The organism is Jiangella alkaliphila (genome assembly GCF_900105925.1).
In the GTDB taxonomy this organism is placed as follows: Bacteria; Actinomycetota; Actinomycetes; order Jiangellales; family Jiangellaceae; genus Jiangella; species Jiangella alkaliphila.
Map to the genome: position 1 here is coordinate 6042495 of NZ_LT629791.1, position 13073 is coordinate 6055567.

A 13073-nucleotide genomic window follows, 5' to 3' on the forward strand; every position below is an offset into this window, starting at 1 on the left:
CGCGGCCGGCGTCCCCACGACGAGGTCAGTCGATCGAGACACTGCCGGTCTTCGTGTAGAGGTCGGCGAGGGCCGAGTCGCGGTCGGCGCCGTTGAGCACGATCTCGTTGAGGGCGGTGAGCAGGTCCGCGCCCACGCCGCCGTCCCAGTTCGGCACCATCGGCAGCACCCGCGCGTCGGCCAGCTGGTCGACGTACACCTGGGCCTGCGGGTCGGCCGTGAGCGCGTCGTCCTCGAGCGCCGCGGTCACGGTCGGCAGCTCGCCGTTGATCTCGTACCAGCTCAGCTGCGTCTCCGGCGCGGAGAGGAACTCCAGCAGGTCCAGCGCGGCGTCCTCGTTCGGGGTGTCGTGCCAGAGCGCCAGGTTCGAGCCGGCGAACAGCGACGTCCCGCTCTCGGCCTCGGGCACGGTGGTGACGTCCCAGGCGCCGTCCAGCTCGGGCGCGGCGTCGGAGATCGCCTTGGCCAGGTACGGCCCGCTGATCAGCATCGGGGTGACGCCGGAGATGAAGCCCTGGGTCTGGTCGAAGTCGGCGTTGGTCGGCACGCTGCCGTCCTCGTACAGCCCGGTGTAGAGGTCGACGGCCGCGGCGAATTCCGGCGTGTCGAAGCTGACCGCGCCGTCGTCGCCGACGATGTCGCCGCCCTGGTCCCACGTCATGATGACCGGCAGCGGGCTGTCCCACTGCGGGACGTAGTAGCCGTACTGGCCGTCGCCGCGGCCGGCCAGCGTCGCGGCGTCGTCGCGCAGCTGGTCCCACGTGGCCGGCGGCTGGTCGATGCCGTTCTCGGCCAGGATGTCGGAGCGGTAGAACAGCACCCGGGTGTCGCTGATCCACGGGACGCTGACGATCTCGCCGCCGACGGCGGTGGCCTCGCCCGCGACGCCCTCGGCGAAGTTGCCGGGGTCGAGCGCCGGCCGGTCCTCGAGCGCGTCGTCCAGCGGCAGCAACGCGCCCGCGTCGGCGAACGTGCGCAGCTTCGACAGGCCGACCTGCAGCACGTCGGGACCGTCGCCGGAGGCCACCGCCGTCGTCAGGCGCTGGTCGACGCCGTCCCAGGGGATCGCCACGACCTCGACGTCGATGCCGGTGTCGTCGGTGAACGGCGCCACCAGCTGCTCGAAGTTCGTGCCGGAGTCACCCATGATCCAGACCGTGAGCGGGCCGTCGGAGGCGGCCGCGTTGTCGTCGCCGTCGTCGCCCGAGCAGGCGGCCAGGCCGGCCGTCAGTCCCGCGGCGAGGAGCAGGGCTGTGCTTCGTTTCATCGAGACTCCTGTGTCTCTGGACGGGTTGTGGAGATGAGGCGCCGGTACCAGTGGGCACTCAGCTTGGGGATGCGGTCCTGGGTCCGGTAGTCGACGAACACCAGGCCGAAGCGCTTGCCGTAGCCCTCGGCCCACTCGAAGTTGTCGAGGAAGGACCAGGCGTAGTAGCCGCGCACGTCGACGCCGGAACGCAGCGCCGCCGCCACCGCGCCGATGTAGCCGCGCAGGTAGGCGACCCGCTCGACGTCGGCCACGTCACCGTTGGGGTCGACGTAGTCGTCGTACGAGGCGCCGTTCTCGGTGACGTGCAGCGGCAGCGCGGTGAACTCCTTGGCGACGCGGGTCAGCACGGCGGTCAGGGAGCCGGGCAGGACGGACCAGCCGAACGACGTCGTCGCGGGGTCGGCCGGTCGCTGGGCGACCCGCAACCGGCCCGCCGACTCGTCGTGCCGGGCGACGATCCGCTGGTAGTGGTTGACGCCGGCGAAGTCGGTCGGCGTCGCGATGACGCCGAGGTCGCCGGGCCGGACGAGGTCGTCGAGCCCGAGGCCGGCGAACGCCGCGCGCACCGCGGGCGAGTACTCGCCCAGGTAGACGGGGTCGAGGAAGACCCGGTTGCCGGCGGCGTCGAGCCGATCCGCCGCCGCCCGGTCCGCCGGTGTGTCGTCGCCGGGCACGACGTCGGTGATCAGGTTGGTGATGCCGGCCCGCGCCTCGGGCCGCACCTCGCGGATGCGCCGGACGGCGAGCCCGTGCGCGAGGTTGAGGTGGTGCGCGGCGGCGACGGCTGCCCGCTCGTCCGTCCGGCCCGGCGCGTGCGCGCCCTCGCCGTAGCCGAGGAAGGCGCTGCACCACGGCTCGTTGAGCGTGACCCAGTCCGCCGCGAGGTCGCCGAGCGCGCCGACGACGCGGCCGGCGTAGTCGGCGAACCGCTCGGCCGTCGCCCGGGCCGGCCAGCCGCCGGCGTCCTCGAGCGGCTGCGGCAGGTCCCAGTGGTACAGCGTCACCAGCGGGCGGATGCCGCGGTCGCGCAGCCCGCCGAGCACGTCGCGGTAGAACCCGACGGCCTCCGGGTCGAGGTCGCCGTGGCCAGTGCGCTGCAGCCGCGACCACGAGACCGACAGCCGGTAGTCCGTCACGCCGAGGGCGGCCAGCAGGTCGAGGTCGGCGCGCCAGCGGTGGTAGTGGTCGCACGCGACGTCGCCGGTGTCGCCGTGCCGGACCCGGCCGGGCGTGTGCGCGAAGGTGTCCCAGATGCTCGGGCCGCGGCCGCCCTCGGCGGTGGCGCCCTCGATCTGGTACGCCGCCGTCGCCAGCCCCCAGCGGAAGTCCGCCGGGAACGCGCCCGGGTCGGCCGCCGACGGCTCGGCCGCCAGACGGGCCCGTTGAGCAGTGCTGAGAGAGATCATCACGCATCTTCCTGAGTCTTATTTTTTGTCGTACTATAACCGCCACGCTTCAGGACCACAACGCCCTTCGTCGACGTCAAAGGAGACCAACGGTGCGACGACCAGCCCATGTCCTGACCATCGCAGCACTCACCACGGCCGCTCTCGTTCCCCTCGCGGCGGCCCCGGCGCACGCTGATCCGATCGGCCCGAGCGACTTCTTCGCCGCCGACGGCGCCGTGCTGCGGACCGACCACGGCACCGGCGACGTCGTCAACCTCCGGGGCACCAACCTCGGCGGCTGGCTCACGTTCGAGGACTGGATGTCACCCCTCGGGGAGTTCGCGCTCGACCGCGGCGGCTGGACCGCCACGGCCTCCACCGGCACGCCGTCGAACGTGCTCGACGGCAGCCTCACCACCCGCTGGACCAGCGGCGCCGCGCAGGCCGGCGGCGAGTGGGTGCAGCTCGACCTCGGCGCGCCGACGCTGTTCAACCGCATCCTGGTCGACGCCGGGCCGTCGGCGGCCGACTGGCCGGCGTCGTACGAGGTGCTCGTATCGACGAACGGCACGACGTGGTCGAGCGTCGCCGCCGCCGCGGGCACGCCGCCGCCGACCGTCACGTCCGAGATCACCACCACCCGGTTCGCGCCGCAGGTCGCCCGCTACGTCCGCGTGGCCCAGACCGGCGCGAGGTCGTCGTGGTGGTCGGTCGCGGAGCTGAACCTGTTCTCCGACCCGGTCCTGAACAACGGCGGCGCGACGGCGACGGCGAGCTCGACGGCCGGCTTCACCACGCCGGGCGCGGGCCTCGACGGCAACGTCACGACTGCGTGGACGACCGGGACGAACCAGGTGGCCGGCCAGACCTACACCGTCGACTTCGGCCGCGTGCTCGAGGTGACGAAGGTGCTGGTCGACTCCGGCGCCGCGTACGCCAACGACTTCCCGGCGACGTACGAGATCTCCGGCTCCAGCGACGGCGTCAACTGGACCAAGGTGGCCAGCGGCGCCGGGACGAACCGGATGGTCACCGCCGACCTCTGGACCGCCACCTGGATGCGCTACTTACGGATCACGCAGACCGGGACGAAGGCCGGCTGGTGGTCGATCTCGGAGGTCGCCGTCACCTCGACCGGCAAGTTCGACCGGGCCGGCTGGACGGTGACCAGCTCCCCCGCGGGCACCACGTCGGCGCTCACCGACGGTGACCCGGCGACCCGCTGGACCTCCGGCGCGGCGCAGGCTCCCGGCCAGTACGTGCAGGTCGACTTCGGCGCCCGGGTCACGCTCAACAACGTCGTGCTGGACACGCAGAAGAACTCCTCGTCCGAGACCGACTACCCGCGCGCCTACACCGTCGCCGTCTCCGACAACGGCACCTCGTGGTCGACCGTCGCCACCGGCACCGGCACCTTCAAGGCCACCACCGTCAACTTCGCCGCGACCGCCGCCCGGTACCTGCGCGTCACCCAGACCGGCAGCTCGGGGTCGTGGTGGTCGATCGGCGAGCTGGACGTCGCGCTGAACAACGACGACTACTCGCTGCGGCTGGCGCTGGACGACCGGTTCGGCGCCACCACCGCCCAGCAGATCGTCGACACCCACCGCGACACCTGGCTGACCGAGGCCGACCTCGACAACATCGCCGCCATCGGCCTGAACACCGTCCGGCTGCCGATCGGGTGGAGCGAGCTGCTGAACCTGGACGGCACCTGGAAGGCCGACCCGTGGGACAAGATCGACTGGCTGATCCAGGAGGCCGGCGAGCGCGGCATCTACGTCCTGCTCGACCTGCACACCGTCCCCGGCGGCGGCTGCCCGTGGGGCAGCTGCGGGCGCGTCGGGCCGAACCCGAACGGCTACTGGGGCAGCGCGACGTACCAGGACTGGGTGGTCGACATCTGGGAGGCCATCGCCACCCGCTACGAGGGCAACCCGGTGGTCGCCGGCTACGACCTCATCAACGAGCCGCTGATCGACTACGGCGAGGACGCCGCCGACGTCGCGCAGAAGAGCGCCGTCTACGACCGCCTCTACGACGCCGTGCGCGCCATCGACCCCGACCACACCATCCACCTCGCCGCGTTCTTCGGCTGGAACGCGATCGCCGACCCGGCCGACTTCGGCTGGACCAACGTCGTCTACGAGCTGCACCCGTACGACATGCCCAATGGCCAGGACTGGAACGCGCAGCGCTCGGTCGTCACCACACAGCTCGCCGACGTCGCGAACCGGCTGACCGACCCGGGGATCCCGGTGCTGTACGGCGAGTACTCGTTCTACTACTTCGACGACGTGTGGGCGGAGTTCATGGCCGGGCTCAACGCTCTGGACGTCTCGTGGACGAACTGGACGTACAAGGTGCGCGGCTCGCAGTCCGGGGGCGGCGGGTACTGGGGCTTCTACAACACCAACCTCCACCAGGTCCCGGTCATCAACAGCGACGACGCGACGTCGTTCCAGACCCGGCTGGCCCGGTTCGGCACGGCGAACTTCACGCCGAACGACCGGTTCATCGAGACGGTGTCGCACTACGCCGGCGGCCTCGGCACCTTCGCGCCGGTGGCGGTGAGCCGCACCGGCTGGACGGCGACCGCGTCGGCCACCGAGCCCGGCGGGTCGGCCGGCGCCGCCATCGACGGCAACACCGGCACCCGCTGGGCGTCCGGCACGTCGCAGGTGAACGGCCAGTGGTTCCAGGTCGACATGGGCACGCCGCGGACTATCGGGCAGGTGACCATCCAGACCCGGGACTGGGAGCGCTGGGACTACCCGCGCGGCTTCCAGCTGCAGGTGTCCACGAACGGCTCGACATGGACGACGGTGGCCTCCGGGCCGGGCTTCGGCTGGAAGCGGCCGATCACCTTCGACACCGTCACCGCCCGGTACCTCCGCGTCGTCCAGACCGGTTCGGCGCCCGAGTGGTGGTCCATCGGCGAGCTGACCGCCTACACGGCGGCCCCGTAGCCGCAGCGTCGTGCCCGGCCGCCACCCGGCCGGGCACGGCACCGGCTGCCGCGGGCGGTGTACACCCCCGGGAGTAGGCCGGGCCGCGGCGGCCGCGGGGTTACTCCCCCGGCCGGACGCGGCGGGGTGGCCGTTGCGGCGAGGGTCTGTGCAATGAACCTCACGCAGCCGACCGGCTCTCACGTCACCCCGCCCGACGCCCGGGAGTCGGGGCCGCTGCGGCGGCTACTCCGGGCCCTCTACGCCCACCCGCGCCGCGCGCTGGTGGGCCTGTTCCTCTTCGTCGCCGTGGCCGGCGCGTTCGGCGGCCCGGTCGCCGGCGCGCTCGAGACCGAGGGCGGGTTCGCGCCGCCCGACGCCGACTCCGTGCGGGCGGTCGAGCGGATCGAGGCCGCGACCGGGCTCGAACCGTCGCCGGGCGTCGTCCTGCTGGTGGAGACGCCGCCGGGCACCGGTGACGACGCCGTCGACGCGGCCGCCGGGACGCTGGCCGGCGTCGAGGGCATCGCCCGCGCCGACGCCGCCGGGACGGCGCTGGACGGGTCGTCGGCGCTGGTCATCGGGACGTTGGAGGCGTCGGCGAACGAGGAGGAGACGGCGCAGGCCGCGGTCGACGCGTTCGCCGAGGACGACGGCGTCGAGGTGGGCGGCGGCGCCGTCGCGAGCCTGCAGCTGGGCCAGCAGATCGAGCAGGACCTCGGCCGCGCGGAGCTCCTCGCGTTCCCCGTGCTGGTGCTGCTGTCGCTGCTGGTGTTCGGCGGGCGGGCGGCGGTGCTGCCGCTGGTGGTCGGCATCACCACCGTGCTCGGCACGTTCCTGGCGCTGACCGGGATCAACGAGCTCTACGGCATCAGCGTCTTCGCGCTCAACCTCATCATCGGGCTCGGCCTGGGCCTCGCGATCGACTACACGCTGTTCCTGCTGACGCGCTACCGCGAGGAGCTGGACCGGCAGGGGGCGACGTTCGGCGCGGTGGTCACGACGATGCGCACGGCCGGCCGCACGGTGGTGTTCTCGGCGGCGACGGTCGCCGTCGCGCTGGCGACGCTGGTGGTGTTCCCGATGGGCTTCCTCCGCTCGATGGGTGTGTCCGGCGCCGTCGTCGCCGTCGTCGCGGCCGCCGCGGCGCTGGTGGTCAGCCCGATCGTCTTCGGCCTGTGGGGCGCCAAGCTGGCCCGCCGCCGCAGGAACGACGCGGCCGAGGGCCGCTGGTACCGCATCTCGCACGCCGTCATGCGCCGTCCCGGCGCGATCGCCGCGGTCACCGCCGCCATCATGCTGGTCCTCGCCGCCCCGGCGCTGCGCAGCGAGTGGACGCCGGTCGACGGCACCATCGTGCCGCCGGGGCAGAGCGCCCGGGTCGTGACCGACGCGATCGACAGCGACTACGACAGCACCGGCACCACCCCCGTCACCGTCGCGATCGCGGCCGGCGACGGCGCGGACGGCGACGTCGCCGGGTTCGCCAGCGAGGCCTCGTCGCTGCCCGGCGTCACGGCACCGGCCGAGGCCGTCGAGCTCGGCGACGGCACCTGGCAGGTCGACCTCGAGGTCGACGGCGACCCGGCCGGCGCGGACGCCCGCTCCGTCGTCGCCGAGGTCCGCGAGCTGGCCGAGGACAGCGGCACCGACGCGCTCGTCGGCGGGCCGGCCGCCGACTTCATCGACCAGCAGGACGCGATCGCCGACAGCCTCCCGCTGGCCGTCGGGCTGCTGGTGCTGCTGACGATGCTGGTGCTGTGGCTGATGACCGGGTCGGTCGTGCTGCCGGTGAAGGCGGTCGTGATGAACGCGCTCACCGTCGGCGTCTCGCTCGGCGCCATCACCTGGATCTACCAGGACGGCCGGTTCGCCGACCTGCTCGGCTACACGCCCAACGGCGGCGTCGAGCCGGCCAACTTCCTCATCGCCGCCGCGCTCGTATTCGCCCTCTCCACCGACTACGGCGTCTTCCTGCTGGGACGGATCAAGGAGGCGCGCGAGGAGGGCCAGCCGGAGCGCGAGGCGGTCGCCGTCGGGCTCGGCCGCACCGGCAGCGTCGTCACCGCGGCGGCGCTCCTGCTGGCGGTCGCGATCGGCGCGTTCAGCACCAGCGAGATCTCCTTCATCCAGCAGATCGGCATCGCGACCGCGATCGGCGTCCTCGTCGACGCGTTCGTCGTCCGCTCGCTGCTCGTCCCGGCGCTGATGGGCCTGCTGGGCAAGTGGAACTGGTGGGCGCCGATGTGGCTGCGCCGGGTCCACGACCGGGTCGGCGTCTCCGAGAGCGCCTGACGGGCCGAGCGCCCGGCTCGACGTACTCCCCCTGGAGGACGACGAGCCGGGCGCCGGCCGTTTACCGTGAGGGTGTGGTGACCCTGCTGCCCGCCGGAGCCGTCCGCGACCGCGTCGTCGACGTGGCCGGGTTCGTCGTGTGCGCCGCGCTCATGTGCGCCGACGTCGTCCGGACGCCCGACGCGGACCTCACCGTCGCCGCCGTGGCCGCCATCGTCGCGGCCTCGCTGCCGGTGCTGCTGCGCCGCCGGGCGCCGGCGATCGCGCTCGTGCTGGCCATGGCGCTGATCTTCGCCGTCCTCTCCTTCGCCCACGTCTACGTCGCGGTCGCCGGCCCGGCGGCGATCTGCGCCTACACCCTCACCGCGGTCCGCGGCCGGCGGGCCGCCATCGCCGCCGCCGCGACGGCGCTGCCGCTGGTCGTGGTGATCCTGCGCATCTACAGCCCGCACGCGTACTTCAGCTGGGACACCGCGATGAACCTCGGCTACGTCGTCATCCCGCTCGCGCTCGGCGTGGCCGCCCACGACCGGCGCGCCTACACGGCCGCGCTGGTCGACCGGGCCGAGTCGGCCGAGCGGACCCGTGAGGAGGAGGCGCTGCGCCGCGTCGGCGAAGAGCGGCTGCGCATCGCCCGCGACGTCCACGACGTCGTCGCGCACGCGATGGTCGCCATCAACGTGCAGGCCGGCGTCGGCGCCCACCTGCTCGACCGCGACCCCGAGCAGGCGCGGTCGACGCTGCGCGAGATCAAGCGGGTCAGCGGCGCGTCGCTGGACGACCTGCGCTCGATCCTCGGCCTGCTCCGCGAGGAGGGCGCCGACGCCGTGACGGCGCCGGTCGGGCCCACGCAGGGCATCGCCGGCATCGAGGACCTGCGCGAGGGCCTCGGCTCGGCCGGCGTCGACCTCGACGTCGACCTCGACCCCGCCATCGGCGCGCTGCCCGCCGCCATCGACGCCACCGGCTACCGCATCGTCCAGGAGGCGCTGACCAACGTGCTGCGCCACGTCGGGCCGACGACGGCGCGGGTCAAGGTCGCCCACCACGACGACACGATCGTCATCGAGGTCGAGAACGACCGCGGCCGCGGCCCGGCACCGAACGGCCACGCCGGCTCCGGCAGCGGCCTGCGGGGCATGCGCGAACGGGCGGTGGCGGTCGGCGGGTCGTTCGAGGCCGGCCCGCGCGACGGCGGCGGCTGGCGGGTCGCGGCGTCGCTGCCGGTGGGCGCCCCGTGACCGCGGCGACCGCCGAGACCGCCGCGATCCGGGTGCTCCTGGTCGACGACCAGACGCTCGTGCGGGCCGGGTTCCGGGCGCTGCTCGGCGCCGAGCCCGACATCGAGGTCGTCGGCGAGGCGGTCGAGGGCGGCGCGGCCGTCCGCCTGGCCGTCGAGACCGTCCCCGACGTCGTGCTGATGGACGTCCGCATGCCGCACGTCGACGGCCTCGAGGCCACCCGGCGCATCACCGCCGACCCGCGGCTCGCGACGGTCAAGGTGATCGTGCTGACGACGTTCGAGCTGGACGAGTACGTGTTCGGGGCGCTGCGCGCCGGCGCGGCCGGGTTCCTGCTCAAGGACGTCGAGCCCGAGGCGCTGGTCGAGGCCGTCCGCCTCGTGCACGACGGCCAGGCGCTGCTCGCGCCCCGGGTCACGAAGCGGCTGATCGAGGCCTACGTCGCCGCCGCGCCCGTCGCCGCCCGCGAGGCCCGAGCCGTCCCGGCGGCGCCGGACGACACCCGGCTGGGCGACCTCACCCCGCGCGAGCGCGAGATCCTGGCCCTCGTCGGGCGCGGGCTGTCCAACCACGAGATCGCCGAGCACCTGGTGCTCTCGCCGCTGACCGCGAAGACGCACGTGTCGCGGCTGTTCTTCAAGCTGGGCGCCCGCGACCGCGCCCAGCTCGTCGTCACCGCCTACGAGACCGGCCTGGTCACCGTCCCCTCCGCCCCTCCGCCATGATCATGTTCCCTGGCGGTCGCTGACACGCCGCCAGGGAACATGATCATGGAGCGGGCGCCGGTTATTGGCCCACCCGGCCGTCGACGCACTCGCGCAGCAGGTCGGCGTGGCCGCAGTGGCGGGCGTACTCCTCGATGCGGTGCACCCACAGCTCGCGGACGGCGATGCCGTCGCGGCCGACCCGGGCGCCGAGGTCGGGGTGCTCCGTCAGCGCCGCGTCGGTGGCCGCCTGCTCGCGGGCGAGATCGGCGAACGCGGCGTCGGCCACCGCCTGGTCGCCGACGGCGCCGTCGAAGTCGGAGTCGCGCGGGCCGTACAGCTTCGGCGCGGGGTCGTCGGGGCGGATCCAGTTGCGCCAGTCGCGCTCGACCTCGGCCAGGTGGCGGACCAGCCCGAGCAGCGACATCGTCGACGGCGGGACCGAGCGGAGCGCCAGCTGCTCGGCGTCGAGACCCTCGCACTTCATCCGCAGCGTCAGCCGATAGGACGTCGTGTAGTCCTGCAGCGTGGCCAGCTCGCCGTCGGGGCTGACGCCGTCGGTGTTGCGCGGGTCGTCGGCGGGGTCGACCCACATGTCCGCGTAGACGGTCGCCTGGGTCCACCTGTCGGGCGCATCGCTCATGCCACGTACGATCCTGCGCGTCCACGCGGCGGGCAACCGAATTTCCCGGTTACTGTGCGCGCATGACGCCGCAGCTCGTCCTCGGCGGTGCCCTGCTCGCCGTCTTCGCCTGGCGGTTCCATCGTGAGCCGCGGCGGCTGAGCAACGGGCTCCTGCTGCTGTGCGGCGCGGGCCTGGTGCTGCTCGGGCTGCTCGACGAGCTGGCCCCGGACGTGCTGATCGTCCTCATCGCTCTCTCGCCGCTGCTCGTCGCCGGGCTGGCCGTCCTGCTCATCGTCAACGGCGTCAGAGTGCTGCGCCGCGAGCGGTTCCGGCTCGGCAACGCGCTGTCGCTGCTGGCCGGCCTCGCCATCGTCGCCGTGATCGTGATCGTCCCGGCGGGGTTCCTGATCGCCGCCCGCGAGGACGATCCCGGCGTGCTCCCGGCGCTGCTGCTCTCGTTGCTCGGCGTGGCCGGCTACATCGGGTTCGTGTTCACGCTGGTCACGCTGTACGCGCTGGTGTACTCACGGTTGACGCCGGCGCCCGGGCACACCGCGATCATCGTCCTCGGCGCCAGCGTCTCCCGCGGCACCGTCCCGCCGCTGCTGGCCAGCCGCCTCGACAAGGCCGTCCAACTCTACCGGCGCGAGCTGTCCGCCGGCCACACGCCGCTCGTCGTCACGTCCGGCGGGCAGGGACCGGACGAGCCGGTCACCGAGGCCCGCGCGATGGGCGGCTACCTGCGCGAGCACGGCATGCCGGACGACGTGCTGGTCGAGGAGGACCGGTCCACGTCCACCCGCGAGAACCTGGTCCTCAGCCACCGGCTACTGGCCGAGCGCGGCGCCGGCGGCCGGCTGCTCGTCGTCACCAGCAGCTACCACGCACTGCGCGCCGCCATCCAGTCCCGTCAGCTCCGGCTGCCAGCGCAGGTCGCCGGGGCCAAGACGGCGCGCTACTACGTGCCCAACGCCTTCCTGCGCGAGTTCGTCGCGCTGCTGGCCGACCACAAGGTCCTCCACGGCACGATCCTCGCCCTGATCGTCGCCGGCCCGCCCGTCCTCTACCTCCTCGGCTGACATCCCGCGACCACCCAGTTGATCATGGAGAAGGTCGGCCTCCGAGCGCCTCCGAAGCCGACCTTCTCCATGATCAACGGGGGCGGGGGCGGGGGCGTGACGTCAGGCTGGCCGCCCAGGCGACCTCCCGTTCCGCGGCGGTGAACGCGCGCCCGCGGCGGTCCTGGTAGGTGGCCAGGAACGCCGCCGAGCTGTCGACCGGCGCCAGCGTGGGCGGGCCGGCGCTGGCGAACGCCCCGCTCGCGGCGCCGGCCAGCGCCGCCTCCGGCTGCCAGGCCAGGCTGTCCCAGTCGTGCACCATCCACACGTCGTGGCCGTGCCAGCGCAGGTTCTGCGCCTCGAAGTCGGCGTGCCCCAGCACGCACGGCAGGCCGGCGGCGAGCAGCCGCCGCCGCCGCGCCCGCTGTGCCGTGTCGACGACGTGGGCGGGGACGGCGCTCCGGTCGCGCTCGTCGAGGAAGTCGATGGCCGGCCACAGGCCGGGACCGGCGTGGTCCCACCGCGCCCACCGCGGGCTCGGCAGCGGCGGCGCGACGTCCACGCCGGCGAGCCCGGACATCAGCTCGGCGAACACGCCGGCATACAGCGTGGCCACCTCCGGTGAGTCGCCGCCCAGCACGGCGCCGCCGGGCCGGTACTCCTCGGCGTGCACGGCCAGCGTCCCGACGCGCGGCACCGGCGTGATCGGCCGGGGGCACGGCAACCCGCGCTCGGCCAGCCGCCGCTGCGCCTCGACGCACGCGTCGGCCCGCCCGTCGTCGGGGCGCGCCTTCAGCACGACCTCCGCGCCGCCGGCCAGGCGCAGGCCGAACACGGCCGAGATCGAGTGCCGCGCGAACAGCACCCCGGCCGGCTCGGAGCCCAGCCGGTCCCGGCACCACGCCGGTGCCCAGTCCGGCAGCTCGTCCACCGTCATCGATCAGTCGGCGGCGCGCTGGGGCGGTAGCCGGCGGCCGCGGACGATCTCGGGCGGATGCGCACGTAGTGCGGCCGGGCGCCCGGCGCCCACGGCGTGAGCCCGAGTCCGGCCAGCCGCCGCCGCTCGGCGTCGTTCGTGACGGCCTCGGCGCGGCCGACCAGGACCACCGACCAGCCGGCCAGCGTGTCCGCGTCGTACTGGTCCGCCTCGAACGCCACGACGGCCGAGCGGGTGGCGGCGGCCAGCTTCGAGTCCATGCCGGTCCGGATGATGACGTCGTCGCCGTCGAGGACGAAGTTCACCGGCTGGATCGCCGGCAGCGCGCCCTCAGTGAACACGATGCGGCCGATCGGCGCGCCCGCCAGCAGCGTGTAACACGTGCTCCGGTCCAGCTTCTCCAGCCCGGCGGAATCGGCATCGCTCGTGGCGTCCACGCGACCATGATCCGCCGCCGCCGGGCAACGCCGCCACCGGGGCCGTCGCGCAAGCCAGAAATCGATTGCCTCCTCCGTCCCATGATCATCAACCTTTCGTGCTGCTCAAGTGACGCAAAAGGTTGATGATCATGGGAGTGGGTCACGAGGTGGGCGAACGTGCCTCCTAT

10 protein-coding genes are annotated in these 13073 nt (G+C 73.5%); 5 read left to right on the top strand and 5 right to left on the bottom strand.

All coding sequences use genetic code 11. The features are described from left to right. Positions 1-25: 25 nt before the first annotated feature. The gene (locus BLV05_RS27855; protein WP_046771554.1) at positions 26-1267 is read right to left on the bottom strand and encodes an extracellular solute-binding protein; all 1242 of its coding nucleotides are present in this window, start codon (positions 1265-1267) and stop codon (positions 26-28) included. After that, positions 1264-2676 carry a GH1 family beta-glucosidase gene (locus BLV05_RS27860; RefSeq protein ID WP_046771553.1) on the bottom strand — a complete coding sequence of 471 codons (1413 nt, stop codon included), beginning with the start codon at positions 2674-2676 and terminating at the stop codon, positions 1264-1266. Before BLV05_RS27860 ends, BLV05_RS27855 begins: the two co-directional genes overlap by 4 nt. Positions 2677-2768: 92 nt before the next feature. Here BLV05_RS27860 and BLV05_RS27865 point away from each other — a divergent pair, with 92 nt between their 5' ends. The 4 genes from BLV05_RS27865 to BLV05_RS27880 all read left to right on the top strand — a co-directional run bounded on the left by BLV05_RS27865 (position 2769) and on the right by BLV05_RS27880 (position 9867). Further along, entirely contained in the window at positions 2769-5627 is a 2859-nt protein-coding gene (locus BLV05_RS27865; RefSeq protein ID WP_046771552.1) for a discoidin domain-containing protein, read from the top strand. 153 nt (positions 5628-5780) lie between these two features. Then, positions 5781-7901 carry an MMPL family transporter gene (locus BLV05_RS27870; RefSeq protein ID WP_082155652.1) on the top strand — a complete coding sequence of 707 codons (2121 nt, stop codon included), beginning with the start codon at positions 5781-5783 and terminating at the stop codon, positions 7899-7901. A 74-nt stretch (positions 7902-7975) separates the two neighbouring features. Continuing rightward, positions 7976-9142, top strand: a complete 1167-nt coding sequence (locus BLV05_RS27875; RefSeq protein ID WP_197683358.1) for a sensor histidine kinase — start codon at positions 7976-7978, stop codon at positions 9140-9142. Beyond that, the gene (locus tag BLV05_RS27880) at positions 9139-9867 is read left to right on the top strand and encodes a response regulator (RefSeq protein WP_197683359.1); all 729 of its coding nucleotides are present in this window, start codon (positions 9139-9141) and stop codon (positions 9865-9867) included. Before BLV05_RS27875 ends, BLV05_RS27880 begins: the two co-directional genes overlap by 4 nt. 61 nt (positions 9868-9928) lie before the next feature. Here the strand turns inward: BLV05_RS27880 and BLV05_RS27885 are convergent, their stop codons facing one another. Beyond that, positions 9929-10489, bottom strand: a complete 561-nt coding sequence (locus tag BLV05_RS27885; RefSeq protein ID WP_046771551.1) for a DinB family protein — start codon at positions 10487-10489, stop codon at positions 9929-9931. A gap of 62 nt (positions 10490-10551) precedes the next feature. On the opposite strand from BLV05_RS27885, the gene BLV05_RS27890 reads away from it, so the two are divergent. Then, complete coding sequence (locus BLV05_RS27890) at positions 10552-11550, top strand: YdcF family protein (RefSeq protein WP_046771550.1); 999 nt, start codon at positions 10552-10554, stop codon at positions 11548-11550. Between the two features lie 73 nt (positions 11551-11623). Here BLV05_RS27890 and BLV05_RS27895 read toward each other — a convergent pair whose 3' ends face one another. Both BLV05_RS27895 and BLV05_RS27900 read right to left on the bottom strand, forming a co-directional pair. After that, positions 11624-12466 carry an aminoglycoside phosphotransferase/kinase family protein gene (locus BLV05_RS27895; protein WP_152690989.1) on the bottom strand — a complete coding sequence of 281 codons (843 nt, stop codon included), beginning with the start codon at positions 12464-12466 and terminating at the stop codon, positions 11624-11626. Continuing rightward, entirely contained in the window at positions 12463-12903 is a 441-nt protein-coding gene (locus BLV05_RS27900; RefSeq protein WP_197683360.1) for a pyridoxamine 5'-phosphate oxidase family protein, read from the bottom strand. The genes BLV05_RS27895 and BLV05_RS27900 overlap by 4 nt, the downstream gene beginning before the upstream one ends. Positions 12904-13073 lie beyond the last annotated feature (170 nt).

What these genes read in the sequence shown, in the direction of transcription:
- BLV05_RS27855 (WP_046771554.1), bottom strand. Translation starts at nt 1,267, where the DNA reads ATGAAACGAAGCACAGCCCTGCTCCTCGCCGCGGGACTGACGGCCGGC.
- BLV05_RS27860 (WP_046771553.1), bottom strand. Translation starts at nt 2,676, where the DNA reads ATGATCTCTCTCAGCACTGCTCAACGGGCCCGTCTGGCGGCCGAGCCG.
- BLV05_RS27870 (WP_082155652.1), top strand. Translation starts at nt 5,781, where the DNA reads ATGAACCTCACGCAGCCGACCGGCTCTCACGTCACCCCGCCCGACGCC.
- BLV05_RS27885 (WP_046771551.1), bottom strand. Translation starts at nt 10,489, where the DNA reads ATGAGCGATGCGCCCGACAGGTGGACCCAGGCGACCGTCTACGCGGAC.
- BLV05_RS27890 (WP_046771550.1), top strand. Translation starts at nt 10,552, where the DNA reads ATGACGCCGCAGCTCGTCCTCGGCGGTGCCCTGCTCGCCGTCTTCGCC.
- BLV05_RS27895 (WP_152690989.1), bottom strand. Translation starts at nt 12,466, where the DNA reads ATGACGGTGGACGAGCTGCCGGACTGGGCACCGGCGTGGTGCCGGGAC.